Source organism: Yersinia sp. 1252 StPb PI, from assembly GCF_048593885.1.
Classification (GTDB): Bacteria; Pseudomonadota; Gammaproteobacteria; order Enterobacterales; family Enterobacteriaceae; genus Yersinia; species Yersinia enterocolitica_E.
Map to the genome: position 1 here is coordinate 1 of NZ_JAZGQE010000072.1, position 21,646 is coordinate 21,646.

Consider the following 21,646-nt stretch of genomic DNA (forward strand, 5'->3'; position numbering starts at 1 on the left):
CGTTAGCATTTTCAGCGCGAGAACCGCTAAGCAATGCCAGTGGTTGTACCGGAGGACGGATGTCCAACTGTTTGCCCTTGATAAATCTTACTGGTTTTCTGTGAGCTATCTTTTGTCAAACTACCAAAACCAGCCTGCTTAAAGAACTCGCCCATATTTCCAACTGCGCCAGCATTAGGAACATATGGCACTTTCTTATTCGGCAAGAGAATACCCGCCAGCATTCCGCCTGTTGCTTCAAGAGCAAGCTGGTTACCTTGAGCCGCTTCTTTCACCTGTCCTGCAACCGCTGACCAGGTTTCACTCTTCATCAGGGCTTTCAGCGTATCTGCCGCAGCCTGATTTTTACCTGCCAGATCGTTTAATGCCTGAGTGCAGTAACTGTCTCCCATGGCACATGAGGTGAGCGCCATCGCCGCATCAGCGCCGTAATCTGCTCCGCCTAATATCGCATCACCTGTGTCAGCCGTCGCATTAATTATACTGTTAACGATAGCGGAGAGTGTGCCTTCACCCAGCTTGTCTCTTACCTGATCTTTCAGGTTGCTCGTAACCTGCTTAACAGACTCACGGGCTTGATCTCCACTTAGGGAGTTATTCTCCACCACCGTTTTACCGGTCTGTGCCCCTGCTACTGTATCCGCTGTACTGTCACCAATCAATCCAGCCGCCAATCCAGCCGCCAGTGTCGCCAGCGCCGAGACCGTTTGTTTTTCCGTTTCGCTCAGTTCGCTAACCGGCTTACCATAGGCATTTATTGCAATCATGCCTATCAGTTCGCCTGTCACCGCGCCACCCGCACCAACCAGCGCGTTATTACCCTGTGCCGCTGCCAGTGCGGCATTGACCGCCGCGTGTGCCAGTGTGCGCGATACCGGATCGTTAGGCAGGGTATCGGCGATAAGTTTAGTGATATACGGTGCAGCACCATTCGCCAGTGCCGCCGCCATATTGCCACCTGACAACCCTTGTACTGCCGCCGTTGCTGCCTGCATGGCACGTTGCACTGCGCCGCCGGTTCCTAAACCTGACTCGTTAAACGCCTGATTGTAAGCCGTCTGGTAAATCTGCTGGTTGATGTCCTCAGCAGTGGGGACTTGGCCTGGGTTGGCCTTCGCCCACTGTTTTTCTGCCGCAGCAATATCTTCAGGCTTCACGTCCTTCATTTTCTCATTCGCCGCGTTGGTCGCAATAATCTTGCCTTGCGTCCGCGCAATATCCATTGCCTGACCGCCTATCTCGCCAATCAACTGCGCTTCTTTCAGGCGATTCTGCTCTTTCTCTTTATCAAAGATAGGATTGATGCTGCCATTGGCATTGTCGGTGTCGCGGCTCAGGTCATCGACATTCTGCTGTTGTTTATCGGTATCACGGATGGTGATGGTACCCTCACTGACCGCTGCCTGCGTGATACCTTCGGCATGGCCGTCATTACCCAGACCCGACAGCACCACGCTGCCCAGATTGCTCAGCAGGTCAGACCCCACCGGACCACCGGTACTCAGGCTACCGCCCTGATGTTCAGCCTTGAAATCGGCTTTATTTTCAATGTCACTGAAGCCGAGCGTGCCGGTATCCAGACTGTTTTTGCTCTTGTCCGCGGTGCTGGCAATCACTGCGCCATCGAGCTGAGTGTGTTCACCCACGGTGATATCAAAGCCGCCAGAGCCTGCAAAAATACCGGTCTGCTCCTGTACCGAGTCATAATTGCTGTGCAGCTTATCTTTACTGATGCTCAGGTTGGCAGAGCCACCGCCGCCGACCACCGCCATGCTGACACCGCCGCTGGTACTGGTCTGCTTCGCATCATAGTTATCGCTGTCTTGCTGGCTTTGCAGCAGCAAGTCACGGCCGACATCGACCTTGACGGTTTCACCGCTGGCTTGCGCGCCTATCAGCGAAGTATCACGCCCGCTGCTGAGCGACAGTGTGCCGCCTGTGTCAATCTGGGTTTCAGTCCAGAAGGTGCCGTCGCCGTGCTCATTGCCCTGACCCTTGTTGGCATTGGCAAAGATGCTCAGACCACCGCCAGCGCTACCGAACCCCAGACTGACCCCCACACTGCCACCGCTGCTGCTGTTGCTGCCGTCGGTTTTCTGCGTGTTGGCGGCACCGAGCAACAGCACATCACGCGCCGCATCCAGGGTGGTATCGCCACCGGCTTTGAGCTGGCTGCCTTGCACCACAATATCGCCGCTGTTCGCCGGGTTTCCCTCACCGGTGGCCGTCACGCTCAGGTTGTTGCCCGCCGTCAGGGTCGAGCCCGTCACATTGGTCTGTTCCTGATGTTGCTGCGAGGCCGATTTTTGTGAGCCTAATGAAGCACTGACGCCGAACATGCTGGCAGTATCGCCCCCTTGCGCCTGCACCAACTGGCCTGCTTGCACCGCCTGCGCACCACTGAGTGCCGCTTTAACCCCTTGCAGCGCAGACAGTCGGCCATTGCTCTCTTCGCGGGCATCTTTAGCGGTGGTGACCGCGGTATTGAGGGCGCTGCCAACCGCGCCAGACAGTGCCAGTGTCAGGCCGCTACTTTTTTGCTCAACGGTATGGGTCTGGCTGCTTTGATTCTCCGCCGCCAAAATAGCGACGTTTTTACCGGTCAGACTGATGTCTTTACCGGCTAACACGTCAGAGCCTTGCACCGTCAGGTCTTCACCGGCGGTCATGCTGACATTGCCCAGTACGCTGCCCACCGTGCTGCCCACGTTGGAGATAGATTTGCCAGTGTCGGTGGTTTTTTGGCTGTTGCTGCCCACCGTGACACCAATCCCGCCGGTACTCATCAGGCCGGATTTTTTCTGCTCGAACAGGTGAGACTCGCTCTCGCTCTGTTGCGCTGTGCCGACGGTGATGTTTTCTTTTGCGCGCAGGTTAATATCGTTATCGGCCACCACATGACTGCCGATGACCGCGATATTGTTGCCGCTGACATCAATGCTGCCTGCCGATAGCATGGAGCCGGCCGCCAGTGTCTGGCTAATACTGTCTTCGGTACGCGTGGTGGTGCTGGAGGCCAGCCCTTTTTTGCTGCCGGTATGAGTGCGCTGCGCATCATGCTGTTCAGTCTGGGTGGTGAGGGTGACATCGCCGCCCGCCGCCAGCTTCAGCGCACCGTCGGTTTGTACCGCACTGGCACTGATATTGATGTCTTTTGCCGTCTGCAACTTGATATCGCCGGTGGCGTTCAACTGGCTGCCGCGCAGCGTTTCATCGTAGAGATCCACTGAACTGGTATGGCGCTTGCTCGACGATTCGCCAGTGACGTGCAGGCTGTCGGTGGCTGCACTGAGGTTAATATTCTGCGCCTGCACATCCACCGTGCCGGCGTTAATGTTAGCCCCCACCGCAGTCAGATTGTCGACGTTGGCCGTCAGCGCACCGCCAACATTCACCTCGCTGCCCAGATGGCGGATATGCTCACTGGTCGAACTGCCACGGCCATCATGGGTGCTTATCTGGTCGCGAGTTTGTACGGTATTCAGCAGCCAGTCGCCGCCGGTATTCACCTGAAGATCCTGACCGACATTGAGGCTGGCACCTTGCATGATAAAATCACGTTCGGTATTGATAGTCGCGTTATGACTGACATTGATACTCGCCAGCGGCCCCAGTACGGTTTGGCTGCGCTGAACTGCACCATTATCACTGCTGAGTTGCTCACTGCTGGTGCGCAGGATCACATCGCGCCCGCTATCGAGTTGCAGGTTAGTGGCATTTAACCGCGCGCCGGTCAGGTCAATATCGCTGTTGAGCGTACTGAGCAGCATATTGCCACCGGCCTGAAGTAAGCCGCCATTGCTGGTCAGGGTGATATCTTTTGCCATGTCAATGTGCAGATCATTGCTGGCTTTAATCGCCCCCTGATTGGTGAAACCCTGCATATCGGTGAGTTCGATATTATTCGCGGCAATCAATGCGCCGTTGGCACGCAAGTCGCCTGGTTTCACCCCCGCCAGATACACCACCGGTACCAGCACGGTTTGCCCGGCGACTTCGCGGCTCTCCATCAACACGATATTGCGGGTCAATGCCGCCATCTGCTCGGCACTGAGGTGGGTGCCAAGGGCAAGATTGAACGTCTTGCTGTACTCGAGTCCCGCCGCAAACAGTTGCTCGAACTGTTCTTGTGCACTGCGGTAATCACTGGCGACCGCCTGACCGGTCAGTGCCAGTACCTGATCCCGCACCAGACGCTGTTCATAGGCGTTATCCCCCAGGCGTTTGAATATCACATCCGGGTTACTATTCAACTGCTGGAGCACGTAGTCTGATCCGCGCCAGTTATTCAGATTGGCAAACGCCGGGTTAGTTTCAATCAGATAACCGCCGCTGACTGTGTAGTCGGTATTGAACTTATACAGTCCACCGTTGGGCTGTGTCAGGGAGATACCGTTAAACTCGATGGCGATATCTTTTCCGCTATTGTCGCTACCTTTAGGGGGCGCAATGGCACCAGGGTTGGCACTGTTATTGATCGTGGTGCCACTGCCGCTGAGGGTTTGTGCGGTGATGCTTGACGCATATTGGTTAGTCGCGCGCTCACTAACCTCAGGGCCCCAAGAGGTGCCCCATAAATCGCCTTTGTAGGTCCGATAACGCCACTCACCCGTGGATGTTGTTTGTTCAATCAGGCGTTGTGCATTCCCCCAACCATCCTGGTTCAGGGTGACACCCGAAAGATCAATCTCTCCCTGCGCACTGATTTTACTCCAGAAGTTCTCCAGCGTACCCACTTGTGGGGTCAGGTTCCCACCGGCCAGCAGTTGCGCCTCTGGGCTAATGTTATCGATGCTGTTATAGGCGATAGTCGATGTATAATCGGTGCCAATATAGTCGCTATTCATCGAGCCGCCATGAGGCGGTTCAGCATAGCGTCCCCCCGGAATATCAGGGTTTTCTTCTGACCAGACCGCGGACCCATTCACGGTGTCGGCCACAACAAAGTTGCTATTGGCGGTGAGAATATGACGGCGATTGGTCAGTGTCGTGGCGTAAATCAACATATCTTTGCCGGATTCAATCAAACCCGAAATATTGAGCACCTGAGCCGCCGCCAGATAATTGCCGCTATTGTCCAACGCGCCCGCAAAGATAACCTTGCCCATGCCTAAAAGGGTGGTGGTTGGGGCGGAATCAGTGTTGGTGACGGTATCACTGTTTTCAATTACCGGTGCCAACAAGGCTAAGGTGCCGTTTTCATCGGTGGCACCGATCAGGGCACCAGGGCCGGAGTTGGTAATACGCTCCCGTGCTTTAAGCGTGGCTTCGGCACTGATCAGGGTGCCGGTGTTGAACAAGGTATTGGAGTCGGTATCGAGTCGCCCGCGGGTTAATATCTCACCACGGTTAATCAATGCGCCCGTTGCGCTGAGGCTGGCTTGCGTCGCAATAATATGGCCGCTATTGAGCAAGCTGCTTGAACCGGTGCTGAGTTTGCCGCCCGCTAATAACTGCCCGTCATTGGTTAACGCGCCGCGGGTGGTTAAGGTTAAATCATGTCCGGCCTGCAGTGTCGAGTCGGCCAGATTGCTGAAATCACGCTGTAAATCAAGGGTCAGATCCTGACTGGCAACTATCTTGCCTGCGTTATTGTCAAGCTGGCCCAGATTCAATGCGATGTTATTCGCCGCCAGTGTGCCACTCTGGTTATTGAGGGTTTGCCCGACACTTGCCCCCGCATTAATGGTCAGCGTTCCAAGGGCGAGAATATTGGCGCGCTGCGTACTGATATCGCCACTGTTGGCGGTGATGTCTATCTCTCGGGCTTGGGTATGGCTGTCGGTCAAATCAACCCGGCTACCGGTTAGCGTCATCGCACCGGCGGCGAGGGTCTGCCCTTGCGCGATCAGCTCCTGACGGGTGTTTATCCTCAAGTCACCACTATCCATCAGGCGGCCATCACTTTGTACACCCGCCGCTAACAGGCTGCCCCCGTTGCTATCCAGGCGCTGTGCATTGACCGCCACATTGCCTTTAGATAGCAGGGTGCCACCCCGGTTATCCAGATAACCCGGCAGATTCAGATTGAAGTCCGTAGTACCGGTTTGCGCTATCACCCCGCCGACATTGGAGAGCGATTGGGCGCTAAGCGTGACCCTCTCCGCAATCAGTCTGGCGCTGTCGGTACGTAATAGCGCGGCGGTTGAGGCAGACAGGTTGCCACTGGCTAACAGTTCAGCGCCGGTGAGATCGATAGCGCCACCTTGCGCGGTGAGTGTCAGGTCACGGCTCTGTGTTTGGCTGCCACTAAGATCGATACTGTGCGCGTTAAGTACTTGCGCCGTGCCGCTAATATTTTTGCCTTGGGCGGTTAACATCCCGCTGGCATCAACGCGCAAGGTGCCACTGGTGATCGCGCTGTTGTCGGACTTGACACCGGCACCCAGTACCGAGTTGCGGCTACTATTGACTTCTGCCGCGCGCAGCGAGGTATCACCCGCCGCCGCGACAGTGCCGGTGTTACTCAACTTGCCTGCGGTGGTGAGCTGGGTATTGCCCTGCGCATAGAGCACACCTGCGTTCGCTATACCGGCGGCGGTCTTCACCGCCAGATGTTGAGCACTGTTGATCTGGCCGCTGTTGACCAGCATGCCATCCGCCGTGATAGTGATATCGCCGGCTGACGCCCCTATCTCACCGGCATTGCGCACCCCGACACCGCTTTCAGTGCCGATCAGGCGAATTTTACCGGCGTACATGCCACCCAAATTGGCGACATCCACCGCCATGGTAGGGCGGGCGCTGCCATCGTCGGCTTTAGTGGTGATATTTTGGTGCGCGGCGTCAACCTGATTGCGTCCGGCGGTGACTTTTAGATCATTGGCCCAGAGACCGGCATTGACTTTGACCGAACGGGCAATCAGGTCGGTATGGTCCTGACGACTGCTGTCCAGACCTTTGCCCTGAATAACAATCTCCCCCCGATCCACATCGTAGCCAGTGAGTTGGCCGTTATTGAGCTGTGCCTGACCGGTGGTTAAGGTCGCACGGTTGGCGTTGATAAAGCCGCAGCCATCACAGGTAATGCCTGATGGGTTGGCGATAACCACCTGCGCTTTGCGGCCAGCGACCTCGATATAACCGTTAAGTTTACTCGGGTCGCGGCTGTTGACTTCGTTGAGGATAATACTGGCCTCACCGCGTGCCAGCGACGGGTTGCCGTTGACAAAACCACCGAGTTGGGTCTGGTTGACACCGTGGCCGTTATTGAGGATCACGCCGCGATTATCGACATCGAACTGGCTGTAAACGTTACGCGAAACCCCACCGCTGCTAGGCGTCTGGATATTGACCTGTGGCGTACCGTTGGCACTGCTGATAATGGTCGGCTGTTGGTTACCCGGCGCACTGGCATCGGCGACAATATTGGCTTGCGCGGATAACGAGACGCAGCCCAAGGCCAGTAACAGACTAAAACTCAGCGACGATAAGGCACTGATACGGCGGCGTTGAGTATGCCCAAGACCTGACGAGGGCGATGAGGCGGCCCGACCGGAGGCGGCGATATCGGCTACCACCATTAATAAGCCACGCGCCTTGTTAAATACGATACGGTACAGGTTCTTATTCATGGTCATTCTCAAAAGGTTATCCCCTTCGTCCTTGAAGCTACAGGGGTGTTAGCTGCACTCACTCACCCGAATCACTTACTTGAGTAAGCTCATCGGGATGAGTTTGCTGGCTGCCTACCTGCAACTCCAATGACTTTGGGTGCAATAAAGGAGTATTAGTATTGCCAGTTCAGGTTAAAGCCCACAGTCACCGAGTCGGTTTTGAATCCGTCGGGTTTAGACAGCGGCTTGCCAGCAAACAGGTCATAACGGGTATTCAGCACAGTGCCGCGCACACCGACGACACTGCCCGCCAGATGGTGGCCCAGCAGATAAGGGTCGCTGCGACCGCTGACCTCGCCGTAATCCACGCCGACATACAGTTCATGGCCTGGTAGCGGGGTATACCAGCCGAGATCATTGCGTACCGTCCAGCCGCGATCGGCATTCAGCGTGCGTTCGCCATCAAACCCGCGCACTGACCAGCGGCCACCGATAGAGAATTGATCCTGTGGCGTCAGGGGTGTGTTGGTGCTTTGCCGCTGATATTGCAGGTTGTAATGGACGTTTTGCGTCGCAATCACAAAAGGAATATCCAGTTGCGCATTCAAACGCAGAATTTTGCTCAGGGCAGTGGCTTCGCCGAAATACTCTTCTTGTGCCGGTACTGCACCCAACCAGCGGGTGCCACGCTGGTAACTGATACCTGCGTCCAGTGTGGCCTGCGAGATAAAGTGGCGATGTTCCAGCCCGACACGCCAGGCTGAGGTGCGGCGGCGCTGCACTTCAATTTCGGTATCATTGATATAGTTTTTCGACGAGCGGGTCAGCACATCGTAGGTCAGGGTGGTTTTTTGGCTGGCATTACGGTGCAGCAGGCGGCTGAGTTGCAGCGTTACGTTCTCCGTCTCCCCCCGGTAATGGATATCGCCATTCAGACCCGCCACCGTTTGGTGGTAGTCATAGCTGCTGGCGGTCATGCCCGCGGTCCAGTAACCGAACGGCAGCGAGTAGTGGCCAGTCAGGTTATTGGTGCCTTTATCGCCGCGATTCTTTATTGAACCGCCAGCCGAGACATAAAACAGGTCACTCAGAGAGAGCGGGTTATCGAGAAACAGTGTCGCGCCACCTTGATAACGGCCGGTGCTGCGGGTGCCAGAGTCATCCAGTGAGGCTGCCAGCCGCCACATTTTGCGCTGCTGCCAGTTCAGGGCGATATCGGTCTCGCCGGGGGCATCACCCGGGATCAATTCCATACTGGCTTGCACGGTGGGGACGCGCTGCAGGTTCTCCAGTCCTTGCTCGATATCACGCAAATCCAACAGGTTACCGGGGCGGGCAGGGAAGGCACTGAACAGCGTGACATGGCGGTCACTGCCCTGCGTCAGCTCAACATGGCGTATTGTGCCGGGCACGACGTGTAACGCCAGCGTGCCGCTGTTTAAGTCCTGCTGCGGAGCCAGTACCCGGGTAGTCACATAGCCGTGGTCGATCAGGCGGTTTTGCATCTGGCTCATCAGCAGGTTAATGCCCTGGCCCCCCAAACACTGGCCTTGCGCCTGATTGGCGATGCGTTGCAGTGGCAACCAGCGGGGTAAAGGCTCTGCGCCACTGATTTTTATACGATCAATGGCAAAGCAGGGCTTTTCAACCGGAAAGACAATCCGGTCCAAAGTGGCCGCCGGTGCCGATAAGCGCACATCCGGTGTAGAGGGGGCCAGACGCTCTTCCAGTGCCCGTTGCCGGGCCTGTTGATGAATACTTTGCTCAACGGGGGGGAATTCCGCGCCATAACTGACAGGCGAAATAGCCAGTAACGGGAATAACACACTCGTGATAAAGGAGAAATAACAGGCGCGCAGCACAGGGCATATCCTCTTTGCCCGGCTGGGGCAGAATAAAAGGGCTGAATAAAATTTCGCCGCATTATGCCTAGGTAAAAGTTATTTTCAATCTATTTTCAGAATATAAGAAAATATGAGAAATAACTCGTGTGATGCATGGGAAGTATCCTACAAAAAAGGCGTTTTTTTGTGGGAAATATCTTGTTGATTGTCTTTTTTTGAATAAAAAATAAAAGAGAGGGAGTAATAAATGTCGCTGTAAATAAGATGCCCCTCAGAGGAGGGGCAGAAAAATTAGAACCGCAGGCGGAATCCGATATTAGCTGTTACCGGTGTTTCAATTTTTGAACCATTGAGATAATTCACTTCAGCAAAAATAGAAGTGTTACTGGCAACGGTGGCATCAATACCCACACCATATTTGCCGACATTACCGGAGAAATTGTTATCGAAGCCAATACCGTTAATGGCGACGGTATTCGTTTTGATAAACTCACGGGCAATAGCCAGTTTAACGTAAGGCTTGACTGCCATTTGATTGACGGTATAAGAAGCCGACAATATCGTGCCTAACTCACCTTGCACACTGTCTGCTTTCGCCACGTCCGCAGCCATTCCGTTACTGAGGGTATAATCTGCACTACCTATACGTGAATAACTCACTTTGCCATAGGGTTCCAGTACCAGGTTGTTATAAACAGGTAACTGATAGCCACTTTCTACCGAGGCGGTAAACGCATTCTGGCTGTATTCCGCCCGCGCGCTTTGCGTACTCAGTTCATTATTAAAACGGTTAGCTTTCAACACCGTATCAATATAAAGTCCGCTTTTATCCAGGTAGGTTAAGTAGAGGCCACCACTGTAACTGCGAATATCACCATTGGCACCCGCACTGTGAGTGGCTTTGACATCGGATGAACTGTAGCCGGTAAATGCCCCAATTAGCACATTACCCCGGTTCAATCCCAATTGTTTATCTGCCCCGATCTCCATACCGTTCAAGGTATTCTTGAAAGCGACGTTTTTATTGTCGGACAAGCGGCTATCATCGGTGAGATAACGCGCCCAAACGCCGACGGTGCCATCAGCATCGGTTTTCAACTCGCCCTGGCGCTGGCGTAAGGTACTTAATTCCGCATTCAGGATATGCCGTGGTGCTGCCGCCATATTCAACACACCTTGTGCCGCAGAACTGAGCACGGGAACCGCCGTGTTTGGCCTGTTCGGCGTTATGCCGGGGAGATCGGCTGCCTTGGTAGCCAAATACCAGTCAGTACTGCCATTGCTTTCCTGACTGTATAGCCCGTATTGGTAAACGCCTAAATCCACCACCCCGCCCGCATTAAGTAAACGGAACTGAGCATCGCCACGATTAATATGCACCAAGGCCAGGCTGTTGGCAGATTGCGGTTCTTTACCGCTGCCCTGAACGGTAATACCAAATTGGCCGGTCGCCTGCTGCGAGACCGTAATAAAATCACCGGCATTGCTGGCAAGTTGGGTAGTCATCGCAAAATTACCCTGACCAGACAGATTCTCTATCTCCAGCCGGTTAAATTGCCCGCCGGCAGAATAGGGCAGCAGGTTGATATCCCCCCCTTGCATCGTCACATTATTGATGCGGGTAACCAGCACCGGCCCCAAGACTTCAGGAGGAGAAACCGGCACCACACTTGCTCCTATCCAGGAAGGGCCAATGTCGACTAAGCCAGCCACATTGAGGTTCTCAATGGTGACATTGGCAGGCAGGGCAGGATTGTTGGTGGTCACATCGCTGGTATAGGTATCGTTATTGGTAATAAACAGTTCCGCACCCGCCGCGATATTAAGATAACCTTTCGACTGGCTATTGAGTCCCAGACTCATATGACCGCCATTATTTATCTGGCTATCTGTCACGATCCCTGCGGTTTTAACCTCAAGCAACCCGCCCTGATTAACCACAGTACCGGTTGCAAAAGCATCGGTAACCTGTAACCAACCGCCATCACCCACGGTGGTATTATTGGCTGTACCGGCACTGCTCCCGTTGGTGATAGCAATTGCGACTCTCGTCGTTATTCCATTATTGGTGGAGCCATAAACCCAGCCATTATTAATGACGCCACCGTTACGCACAATTTGTTCGCCACTATCGACGACTTCATTGTTGACGGTTATTCCCTCTACCATCGGTGTAAAAGCCAATACCTGAACAGGTAATGTAACCAAAGACAGACTAATTGCTCCAGCCAAAAATGTTTTGTCCATAAAACCTCAAAAAGATTAAACGTAATGTAATGATGTTATGTAACCCGTTGCAAAAAGAGAGGCTCTGCCCTTGGGACAGATTAAATATAATGTTTATCCGTGGTGATATGCCTTGGGAGGAAATACGCTGAGTCTCAAGAGTTATTTACTCTAGATAAAAGAATATTACCTTATATTTTTGCGCGATGAAGGTATCACATTTTCTCTTGGAACTATAATAGGATTAAAGCTGTTTTTTGATAGATGCGGCAAAGAATGAAGTGAGTTCCTATTGTGTGAGAATAGTCTTGATTGGGATCAAGAAAAGTCTTAAATAACATCAAAACTATTCTTGTAAATAACACCAGATCTATTACTGGTAGTGATGTGATGGGAAATAGTGGCGGGCGCTGTTGGTTGAATAATGAAATTAATTGCGGCTATATGGCCTTAATGGAATAACTATCTGAAGCAAAGTCATTTATTGGAAAGCAAAACCGAAGGTTATTGAAGTCGCAGGCAAGCGGTACACCGATTCTAATGAGCGTCATTTGAATAAGTGTCTGTAGCCCGCTGCGGCTTCAAGGATGGCGGATATTTAGGCTATTTCTGGATTCACCCATGAAGAACCTGATAACACGCCACCATCAATGGTAATCGCTTGCCCGGTCAAATAGGCCGAGGCAGACGAGCTTAAAAAGAGTACCGCGCCAATCAAATCATCTGGGTTACCTAAACGCCCTTGCGGAATAAAGTTCTGGAACCATTTTGAGCGATATTCGTCATCCCACAAGGGGCGTGTAAATTCGGTTTTAATAAAACCAGGTTCAATCGCATTAACTTGAATATTGTCACCCACCCATTCGCGTGCCATCGCCTTGGTTAATTGGCTGACGGCTGCTTTTGATGCGGCATAAACAGAGATCGTATTGAATGCATGTTTCGCGCTAAGTGAGCTGATATTAACGATTTTACCGCCACCCTGTTTCGCCATATAGGGTTGGACGGCTTGTGCCAAAAAGTAGACGCTACGTAAATTAATATCAATGATTGCATCAAAGTCTTCAGCAGTGACATCTTTGATAGGTTTTCTGCGATTGACACCGGCACTGGTGAGCAAGACATCAATCTGCCCCAGTTTGTCATAAAGGGTATCGACCAACTGTCGGCAAGCCGCGACATCACTCAAATCAGCGGTAATCGATAAGGCGTTGCCTCCTTCAGCTTCAATCGCTTCTTGCACCGGTTTGATTCGTGCGATGTCAATATCGTGTAATGCCACGGTAGCACCAGCATTTGCCAGCGCCTTACTCAGCACACTGCCAATCGCTCCGCCTGCCCCAGAAACCAGCACCACTTTGCCCTGTAAAGAAAACAACTTATCAATAATATTACTCATAGATACCTTCAGATAGTGGCCTGCTGACGCGACTGCCAGCATTGAAATAAAATGTTAAACGCCGTATTTCCACGGGAAGCTATAATTCAACGGCACGGGCGGGATCAATAATCCATTCACTCCAAGAACCTACATAGTGTTTGGCATCCCCCAGACCGGCATGCGCTACAGCCAACAGATTCTGTGCCGCAGTGACCCCAGATCCACAGTAAAATATTGTGTGCTCAATCGGCACATCCCCCAATAAGCGGGTGTAATGCTGGCGTAACTCTTGTGGTGAGCGAAATTGCCCATTGCTATCGAGCGTGTTCGCACGGTCAGCCAACCTGGCGCCAAGAATGTGACCACGAACGGGATCATGATAGACCCCCCCTCCATGGAATCCCTCTTGCGAGCGGGAATCAAATACCGCCCACTCAGGGTTCTGGCGAACGTTATCGACCTGCGTTACGTTCGCAATATAATCAGGGCGCTCTTGCGCAACGAAAGTGGCAAAAGCCGGTGTCGGGATCTCGATGGTGGTTGGGTAACCGGACTTAAGCCATAAAGGCCAGCCGCCATCCAATACCGCCACCGCATCATGTCCCAACCAGCGCAACATCCACCATGTTCGTGATGCAGCCATCAATCCCCCGCTTGCGTCATACACAATAACTTGGGTGTTGGGGCCAATTCCCCACTGTGACAGCGTTTTTGCAAACACATCAATTTGTGGCAGTGGTCGCCGGCCGGTATGCCCTGGAATGACGGTGCCAGATAAATCAGTGGCCAAATTTGCATAGTGAGCACCGGGGATGTGCCCCACCAAGTACTGACTTTGCCCCCAACTTTCATCATCCAGCGTGAAACGTGCATCCAAAATGACCCAATCGGTATCATGTAGATGTTCAGCTAATTCTTTGGCAGAAATTATTGTTTTGTATGTCATAAAACCCCCTGGTAAAAATAACGGGTCTGCGCTTATACCGGCAGGCCGGGTAGTGGAATATGTTCCGCAATCAACCCCTGCGTTCTTAAGGCATGCCAAAATGCTGTTGGAATAGGGTGCTGAAAACTCAATGAATTTTGCGTAACTTCAGCGAATCTGGCGGGGCCGTACAGCACACTGGTGACGGCACTGAATCCTAACGGAAATTGCAAGGCGGCGGCCGCGAGTGGCACCGCAAAGTCAGCCGAGACGGCTTGCAGTTTTTTGACTCTATCAGCAACAGAAACCGGTAATTTGCCATAGTCATAACGTGCGCCATCATGGATGCCGGTCGCCAAGACACCGGAGTTAAATACGCCGCCAATGACAATACCGGCCCCTTGTTGTTGCGCCCGCAATAGCTCGTCAGCGTAGATCTCTTGCTCCAGTAAGGTGTAGCGAGACGCTACCAGAAACACATCTAAGGGATAGCGATCCAGAAAGCGGTTAATCATACCCGGCTCATTAATTCCAGCCCCGAACGCGGCAATCTCACCGGCTGCTTTCAACTCTTCCAATGCCCTGAAGCCGCCAGACTCCAGCTCTTTTAACTTGCCAAGTAACGCTTGCTCATGGGGGAAATAGCCAGTATCTAAGTCATGGATATATAAAATATCGACTTTATTGATCCCCAATCGCTGTAGGCTGTCTTCATACGAGCGCAAGATGCCGTCATAGGTGTAATCATGGACATGATCAAAGGCCAGGCCACCTTGCCAGGGTGCTGTTTGGAAGGTGTTACGCGCGCGAGGCGCTAGCAGGCGTCGGCCTACTTTGGTTGACAGCACATAATCGTCACGATGCTTTCTATACAGAAATCGCCCGGTTCTATGCTCTCCTTGGCCGCGCCCATACCAAGGTGCGGTGTCATATAAGCGGATACCACTATTCCATGCGGTTTCTAGCGTTGCTTGCGCATCCTGTTCAGTAATTTCTTCGAACAATTCGCCGAGTGGGCATGTTCCTACCCCAATGGTCGGTATTTGCAACCCTGATCTTCCCAGTGGCCGTGTATTTTCTAATCCCATCATTTCACCTCGCGATACTTAATCTCTCTCGGGCAGAACTTGCTGCGCAGTGGCCGCTGACAAATAGGCCGCCTCAAGCAAACCATAAGTTAATAAACTGTCCCGCCCCGACGTCTCCGGTTCGCGATTCTGGCGCAAACACTCAATAAAATGGCGTTGCGTATGCACCACGCTGTCCTGAATCTGTTTCCATGGCTCACTCGTCCATGAACGCGCGTCATGTTCGATCTTTTCTTGCCGGGACTCACCCTGGGTATGGAGGGTTAGCACCTGATCGGCGCCAATTAACAAGGTGCCTGCGGTACCTTCAATCTCGACCAATGTTTGTGGGAAGGGGTCTGGATAGCGTTGTGAGGCATAGCTGAAATCGAGCACCGTCGTTGCGCCATTCTCATGTGAGAGCAAGAGGGTGGCAGCATCTTCACCGGCAATACCCACCTTGATTTGCTGCGTGCGGCAAAACACCCCCTGAACCTCGCCAAATAGGAATCTCGCCAGATCCAATAAGTGGATCCCGACGTCCATGATCATGAAACGTTTAACTTTTATCAGATAAGGTTGGTTCGAATAGACATCAATGGCGGTTCGCCAGGAGAGCCGGCCAAAGGTTAATTCGCCCAATTCACCACTGTCGATAATCTTTTTGGCGGCCCTGAATACATTCTGAAAGCGAAAGTCCTCATGGACCATCAGCGGCACATTCGCGGCTTGCGCCATGGCAACCATCCGTCGGCATCCCGCAAGGTCGGGCGCAAACGGTTTTTGCACAATCACCGCAATATGGTGTGACACCGCAATGCGAACCAAGGCTTCATGGGTTTCCATCGTGGTGGGAAGATCGACAAAATCTAATGTTTGTGCCGCCAACAGCGCATTAGCATCGTCGGTATAATGCGCGATGCCGAATTTCTCTGCCGCTGCTTTGGCTTTCTCAATATCCAGATCACATACCGCGACAATGTCGACATCCTCAATATCTTTCCAACCGGCCAGATGATTTTGGGCAAAAAAGCCACAGCCAATAACGGCCCCTTTCAGTTTTGAAGTCATTTATTTAATGGTCTCTGATAACTGATTCTTGCGACCGCATAGGCATCCAGACTGATGCCCTGACCAATATCCCGTGCCTCACTTGCCTGGCGGAATAGCTGTGGTGATAGTGCGGCCTGCTCACTGTGAGCAACATCCAGGATACGAACCTTTACAAGATCCACATCTGCCACCGTGACATTCACCGATTCACTGGCAAGATTGGCAATCAACAAGATGTTTTCACGGTTTTCCTGCCAGCCAATAACGGCCAGTTTTTCATTGCTTGATGTCACCTCAAGGTGCGGTTTACCACTGGCGGAAGCCAAATCAGCCACCACATGAAATAACGGATACACGCTACCTTCACTCTGTTCATCCCACCACTGACGGGCATAGCGCTGTTTAGTTGAAATCACGCCAAACGGCCCGGTCGGTGCCGCCAGAACCAAGCTATTAATGCCATATTTTACGATTACGGCGGCGTAGCCAACATGCCACGCCGCAGCAAATAGGCCGCGCTGGCGAGGATCATTCGCGGCCAGCCCCACGCGGGCAGAATTCGGATTAGCGATCGGACCCTCGCCATATGGGTTTAACCGCGCGCCAATCCCAATCGGGCCAATGCGATATGGCACATTGCCAGCGATGTGCCGGGCGGAGCGAATGATGTGTGGCAATGACTGCAAGGTTTCTATTACTGAGGCATCATCCGCCGCATGAACGGTGGGTGTTGTCGCATGTGTAATAAAATCAAATGCACCAAGAGAAGGGCGCTTGCGGTTGAATTCAGTAAAGAATGCAGGGCTTCCGCCCCCTACCGGAATACCAGGGAAGGCGTTTTTAGCTTCAGCATAGATAGTGGTATCAGTGGGGGATGGTGGGCGAACTTCACCGGGCTGGAATGAGCGTTCATCCGTTTTGGCGAAAATAGCCACTGATATCGGCGAGATGCCAACATCTTGCAACAGTTTTGCTGCCTGTGCTATCTCCGGTGCCGGGTCATGGCTGGCGGTTAACAGTAATTCAACCGCTACCGGCAACTTCGTGCGGGAAGCCAGTTGGCTTGCGGCGGCGAGATGTTCAATATTGTGTGACGAGGAGGGGTCATAGCGCAGCAAAAAATGTAGCGGGCCAATATTGGCCAGTTGTGATGCATAAGCGATAGCCTGTGCACTCTCATCAGCAGACAGCCCCAAGCCAATGGCTGGCATGGATTGTTGGGTTAGCGCGCCAACATCCACGCGGGCAATGGGTGCCGCATCAATGACCGGTTTATCTGGTGATCGGTTGGTGTTGTCGCTGATATGAATGATGACTGATTGATGCAATACCTGCTCTGGTAGCAAGCGATAGGGATAAGGCAAACCAATCGGGCGGCTGTATATCTTAAAAGAGGCATCCGACCAATTGCGATGGTCTTCGGCTTCAAAAATATCACCATCAAATCGAGTGATAACGGAGAGATTCTCAATTGGCCGATGGGTAATTGCCCGAATATTGAATATAGGTTGCCCAGGGCTGATGGCATCAGGGATGGTTAAATCGGTACTTTCTCCCGCCGCATGTTCGACATGAACGGTGGTACCGGCAAACCCGACCAAGGGATACAGTACAACAAAACCGGTACGGTTGGTTTCAAAAGAGGTGTCGGCAGCAATACGGGCGCTTGCTGACAATGTTCCATCGCTACGGCCTGCAAAGTGGATATTGACCCTGAGTTGTTCGCTGCCATTAACGTAATGTGCCTGATAGTTCACTTCAAAGGCATCATCACTCTGATGAATATCCAACCCACTAATCTGCGGTTCTGGCGTTCCCCATCCCGGAGTGCGAACCAAGAAGGTCACCGCCCGCAAGATTTCTACGCCATGCCAGCGAATCCAACGTAAAGATCCATTGTCAAATTCAGCGGATAAAGAGGTTGCTGATAGCGTTTGTTTGGCCGCCTCGATGACAGAGGTGCCGGTAAGGAAGACAGCTCTGCTCATCTTTTTTGCCTTTTAATGAAAATATCAAATGTCACGGCGGCAACAATAATGATGCCGATCAGCAACTGCTGTATGTATGGGGATATATTCAGAATGACCAGTCCGTTTAACAACACACCAATCAGCAGTGTGCCAATTACCGTTCCCCAAATACTGCCGGTTCCGCCATACAAACTGGTGCCACCAATAACTACCGCCGCTATCACATACAATTCATACTGGTTACCCGCCACGGCTTCTGCCGAATTCAGGCGCGCGGTGAGTAAAAAGCCGCCCAGCCCGGCGAATAATCCGGTTAGCGCATAAACACTGGTCACCACGCCTTTCACATTCAGGCCACATAAACGTGCCGCTTCAGGATTCGATCCAATGGCATAAATGGAGCGGCCATAGCGGGTATAGTGCAACGTGAGTGAGGCAATAATCGCGACCAGCGCAAAGACGATGACTGGCACCGGAACCGGGCCAACCATGCCACGCCCCCACCAACCAAAGGCTTCATCAACCCCACTGACCGGGCTGCCATTACTTATCATCAGCGTTAGCCCGCGAAATACGGTCAGCCCGCCCAAGGTCACGACAAAGGCGGGTACAGTCAGGCGGGCAATAATCAATCCTTGTAATGCGCCCGCTAGTCCGCCGGTGATAATTGCGGCCAATGCTGCCCATTGCCAGGCAATTTCCCGTCCATCAGAGAACAACATAAACTGGCCTTCAATACCGCCTTTGGCGACTACCGCGGCGACCATTCCCGATAAAGCGGCAATCGCCCCGACGGATAAATCAATGCCACGGGTCAGAATAATAAATGTCATTCCCACCGCGATAATGCCGTAGATAGAAACTTGCCTGACAATATTAAAAAGATTGATTGATGAGAGAAAACGCGGAGCCAATAACGTAAATAGCGCCATCAGCAACACAAGAAAAATAAGTGGGGCATAACGCGCCAGAAGAGCTTTCTTCTTATTGCTGTTTTGATTTTTAATCAGGATTGTCGAGCTCATAGTCATATCTCTAATCCAATAAATTAATTCACACTTGCGCAATAGGGCGCGTCATTAATTGCATAACGTTTTCTTCATTCGCTTCCTGTGCCGACAACTCCCCGGTCAATTGACCGGCGCGCAGAGTGAGAATACGGTCACTGACGGCAAGGACTTCAGGTAAATCCGAGGAAATCAGAATGATAGCGACACCCTTTGCCGCCATATCACGTAGCAACCGGTGGACATCCGCTTTTGCGGCAATATCGACGCCGCGCGTCGGCTCATCGACAATCAGCAGCGCCGGGTGCTGAGCCATCCAACGTGCCAGTACTACCTTTTGCTGATTGCCCCCTGATAAGGTGGCAATATTGGCCCCCAAACTGACGGCGCGCAGGTTTAGCTGTTTTTTAAAATCAAGAAAGGAAATCCGTTCACGTTGACGATCAATGACGTGGCGGGTCGTGCGTAAAGGGGAGTAGATAATCGCGAAATTCTCTTCCACCGTCAGCGACATAAACAAGGCTTGCTGCTTACGGTCTTCCGGCACCAGACCAATACCGGCAGCAATTGCATCACGGGGGGAGGCCGGGTGGTAGGCTTTGCCCTTAATACGTAATGTCCCGCTTCCTATTGGGTCTGCGCCAAATAACAGCCGGGCAATCTCAGTTCTTCCGGCCCCTACCAGCCCGGCAAAACCGACAATCTCACCCGCCATGACCGTAAAGCTGACATTACGTACGGTGACACGTTCAGCTCCCGTCGCTGCACTCGATAGGTTTTCGACTTCCAGAATATTGCTACCTGTAATATGACTCGTATTGCGGTCGAACTGCGCTAAATCGCGCCCTACCATCAAACGGACCAGACTCTCAATAGAGACATCTTTGACGTCTCCTTCTCCGACCAGTAGACCATCTCTTAACACGCTGTAGGTTTGGCATAAGGCTTTAATTTCTTCAAGGCGGTGGCTGACGTAAATAACAGCCACTCCGCTTTTAGCAATGGTACGTACCACCTGTTGTAATTTATCCACTTCCGCTGGACTTAATGCCGCGGTTGGCTCATCCATAATAATTAATCGGGGCTTGGAGGTTAGCGCCCGCGCAATTTCAACTAACTGCTGTTCAGCAATGCTTAATTCAGCAATCTTGCGTAAGGGATTGATAGTCACGCCAAGTAATGCCAATACGTGGCGCGCATCTTTCACTATGGTGTTCCAACGGACAAAACCAAATCGATTCACCGGCAAATGTCCGGTGAAAATAGTTTCGGCCACCGTTAAATCAGGGAACAGGCTAAATTCCTGATGAATAGTTGTAATACCCGCCTTCCAGGCATCAAGTGGTTTATTAAATGAGGTCGTATGACCTTGCAAAATAACAGTGCCGCCATCAGGTTGGTGCACGCCACTTAATATATTAATTAGTGTTGATTTACCGGCCCCATTTTCGCCTAATAACGCTCTTATTTCCCCCGCCTGCAAAGAAAAAGAGACGTTATCAAGCACCGTCTGACCAAAAAATAATTTGGTCAGATTCCTGACACTAATATATTCATCTGTTTCCCGATTGATTTCTGGAGAATCGGGTGGTGATGAGAGTGATAACATAGCGGACGACATTATTTTACGAGCCCGATTCGTTCTGCATCATTAAGATTTTTGCTGGTAATTGCGACAGGGCTAACCAAGACATCTGCTGTTGCCGGGCGAGCACCTGTACGGATGTAATCGGTCAGAATTTTTACTGCCTCTCGGCCTTGTTTCCCAGGGTACTGATCGATTGTCGCGGTGAGTACACCGTCTCGTACTGCCTTTAATGCATCAGTTGAACCATCGTAACCAAAGATAGCAATCTTGCCTTTTAAGCCTCGCGCTTCAACCGCTTGGGCGGCCCCTAACGCGCTGTCATCATTAGCTGCGACAATAACTGTTGGGGTCTCAGCCAGGCCAGTTAACAGATTTTCTGTAACAGATAAGCCCTGGTCACGGTTAAAGCGTGCGGTTTGCTCGGCGACAAATTTGTAAAGTTCAGGCTGCTTATCCAACGTGTCATGCACGCCCTTATTACGATCGTTTGCCGTTTTGTCGCCCGGAATGCCCTGTAAGTTAATAATAGTGGCTCCTTGAGGGAATAATTTTGCTACTGCTTCCCCTTGACGCTGTGCACCAATCAAATTATCTGCTGCTACATTGGCAATAACTTCGGGTACCCCATTTACCGGGCGGTCAATGGTGACCACGGAAATACCTTCTTTAATCGCATTACGTAATACGGGAGCCAGAGCGGTTGCATCGGCTGGGGCAATAATAATGCCATCAACCCCTTGAACAATTGCTGCTTCAATATCGGCAATTTGTTTAGGTGCGCTTAATTGGCCATCAGAGCGAATGATTTTTATATTACCTAATTTTTTAGCTTCATCTTCAAGTTGCTCTTGTAGAAAAACAAAATGAGGAAAACTGTATGTTAATGCTGAAACTAAAATCGTCACCGAAGCGTCTTTGCCTTTCGGCGCAGCATTAGCTGACAATGCAAAGGTGCTCAGTGTGATAGCTAATGTTGTTATTAAATAAGTTATTTTGCGCATAAGATAGTACTTCCCCGTTATATAAAAT

General features: G+C 52.0%; 11 protein-coding genes and 1 pseudogene. All 12 read right to left on the reverse strand.

Translation table 11 applies throughout. The annotated features are described in order from the left end of the window. A pseudogene (locus tag V2A85_RS12240) lies at positions 1-46 on the reverse strand (hypothetical protein); the annotation flags it as partial. After that, the gene (locus V2A85_RS12245; RefSeq protein ID WP_420071533.1) at positions 27-7,574 is read right to left on the reverse strand and encodes a hemagglutinin repeat-containing protein; all 7,548 of its coding nucleotides are present in this window, start codon (positions 7,572-7,574) and stop codon (positions 27-29) included. The gene V2A85_RS12245 and the pseudogene V2A85_RS12240, both read right to left, overlap by 20 nt. A gap of 155 nt (positions 7,575-7,729) precedes the next feature. After that, positions 7,730-9,415, reverse strand: coding sequence for a ShlB/FhaC/HecB family hemolysin secretion/activation protein (locus V2A85_RS12250; RefSeq protein WP_420071541.1), 1,686 nt, complete (start codon positions 9,413-9,415; stop codon positions 7,730-7,732). A gap of 276 nt (positions 9,416-9,691) precedes the next feature. Continuing rightward, complete coding sequence (locus V2A85_RS12255) at positions 9,692-11,647, reverse strand: autotransporter outer membrane beta-barrel domain-containing protein (RefSeq protein WP_420071534.1); 1,956 nt, start codon at positions 11,645-11,647, stop codon at positions 9,692-9,694. A 577-nt stretch (positions 11,648-12,224) separates the two neighbouring features. Next, positions 12,225-13,025: an SDR family NAD(P)-dependent oxidoreductase gene (locus V2A85_RS12260; protein ID WP_372558307.1), complete on the reverse strand. Its 801-nt coding sequence runs from the start codon at positions 13,023-13,025 to the stop codon at positions 12,225-12,227. A 79-nt stretch (positions 13,026-13,104) separates the two neighbouring features. Then, complete coding sequence (locus tag V2A85_RS12265) at positions 13,105-13,953, reverse strand: sulfurtransferase (protein ID WP_420071535.1); 849 nt, start codon at positions 13,951-13,953, stop codon at positions 13,105-13,107. Between the two features lie 32 nt (positions 13,954-13,985). Beyond that, complete coding sequence (locus V2A85_RS12270) at positions 13,986-15,023, reverse strand: aldo/keto reductase (protein ID WP_420071536.1); 1,038 nt, start codon at positions 15,021-15,023, stop codon at positions 13,986-13,988. A gap of 15 nt (positions 15,024-15,038) precedes the next feature. Next, positions 15,039-16,070 carry a Gfo/Idh/MocA family protein gene (locus V2A85_RS12275; RefSeq protein ID WP_420071537.1) on the reverse strand — a complete coding sequence of 344 codons (1,032 nt, stop codon included), beginning with the start codon at positions 16,068-16,070 and terminating at the stop codon, positions 15,039-15,041. After that, complete coding sequence (locus V2A85_RS12280) at positions 16,067-18,040, reverse strand: hypothetical protein (protein ID WP_420071538.1); 1,974 nt, start codon at positions 18,038-18,040, stop codon at positions 16,067-16,069. The genes V2A85_RS12275 and V2A85_RS12280 overlap by 4 nt, the downstream gene beginning before the upstream one ends. Further along, complete coding sequence (locus V2A85_RS12285; RefSeq protein WP_372558312.1) at positions 18,037-19,047, reverse strand: ABC transporter permease; 1,011 nt, start codon at positions 19,045-19,047, stop codon at positions 18,037-18,039. The genes V2A85_RS12280 and V2A85_RS12285 overlap by 4 nt, the downstream gene beginning before the upstream one ends. A 28-nt stretch (positions 19,048-19,075) precedes the next feature. Further along, positions 19,076-20,650, reverse strand: coding sequence for a sugar ABC transporter ATP-binding protein (locus V2A85_RS12290; protein WP_420071539.1), 1,575 nt, complete (start codon positions 20,648-20,650; stop codon positions 19,076-19,078). Then, on the reverse strand, positions 20,650-21,646 hold a 997-nt coding region (locus tag V2A85_RS12295), incomplete at its 5' end, for a substrate-binding domain-containing protein (protein ID WP_420071540.1). The genes V2A85_RS12290 and V2A85_RS12295, both read right to left, overlap by 1 nt.

Bases quoted from the DNA above. Each gene is read 5' to 3' on its own strand.
- V2A85_RS12255 (WP_420071534.1), bottom strand. From the start codon at position 11,647: ATGGACAAAACATTTTTGGCTGGAGCAATTAGTCTGTCTTTGGTTACA.
- V2A85_RS12245 (WP_420071533.1), bottom strand. From the start codon at position 7,574: ATGAATAAGAACCTGTACCGTATCGTATTTAACAAGGCGCGTGGCTTA.
- V2A85_RS12260 (WP_372558307.1), bottom strand. From the start codon at position 13,025: ATGAGTAATATTATTGATAAGTTGTTTTCTTTACAGGGCAAAGTGGTG.
- V2A85_RS12280 (WP_420071538.1), bottom strand. From the start codon at position 18,040: ATGAGCAGAGCTGTCTTCCTTACCGGCACCTCTGTCATCGAGGCGGCC.
- V2A85_RS12285 (WP_372558312.1), bottom strand. From the start codon at position 19,047: ATGAGCTCGACAATCCTGATTAAAAATCAAAACAGCAATAAGAAGAAA.
- V2A85_RS12290 (WP_420071539.1), bottom strand. From the start codon at position 20,650: ATGTCGTCCGCTATGTTATCACTCTCATCACCACCCGATTCTCCAGAA.
- V2A85_RS12275 (WP_420071537.1), bottom strand. From the start codon at position 16,070: ATGACTTCAAAACTGAAAGGGGCCGTTATTGGCTGTGGCTTTTTTGCC.
- V2A85_RS12270 (WP_420071536.1), bottom strand. From the start codon at position 15,023: ATGATGGGATTAGAAAATACACGGCCACTGGGAAGATCAGGGTTGCAA.
- V2A85_RS12265 (WP_420071535.1), bottom strand. From the start codon at position 13,953: ATGACATACAAAACAATAATTTCTGCCAAAGAATTAGCTGAACATCTA.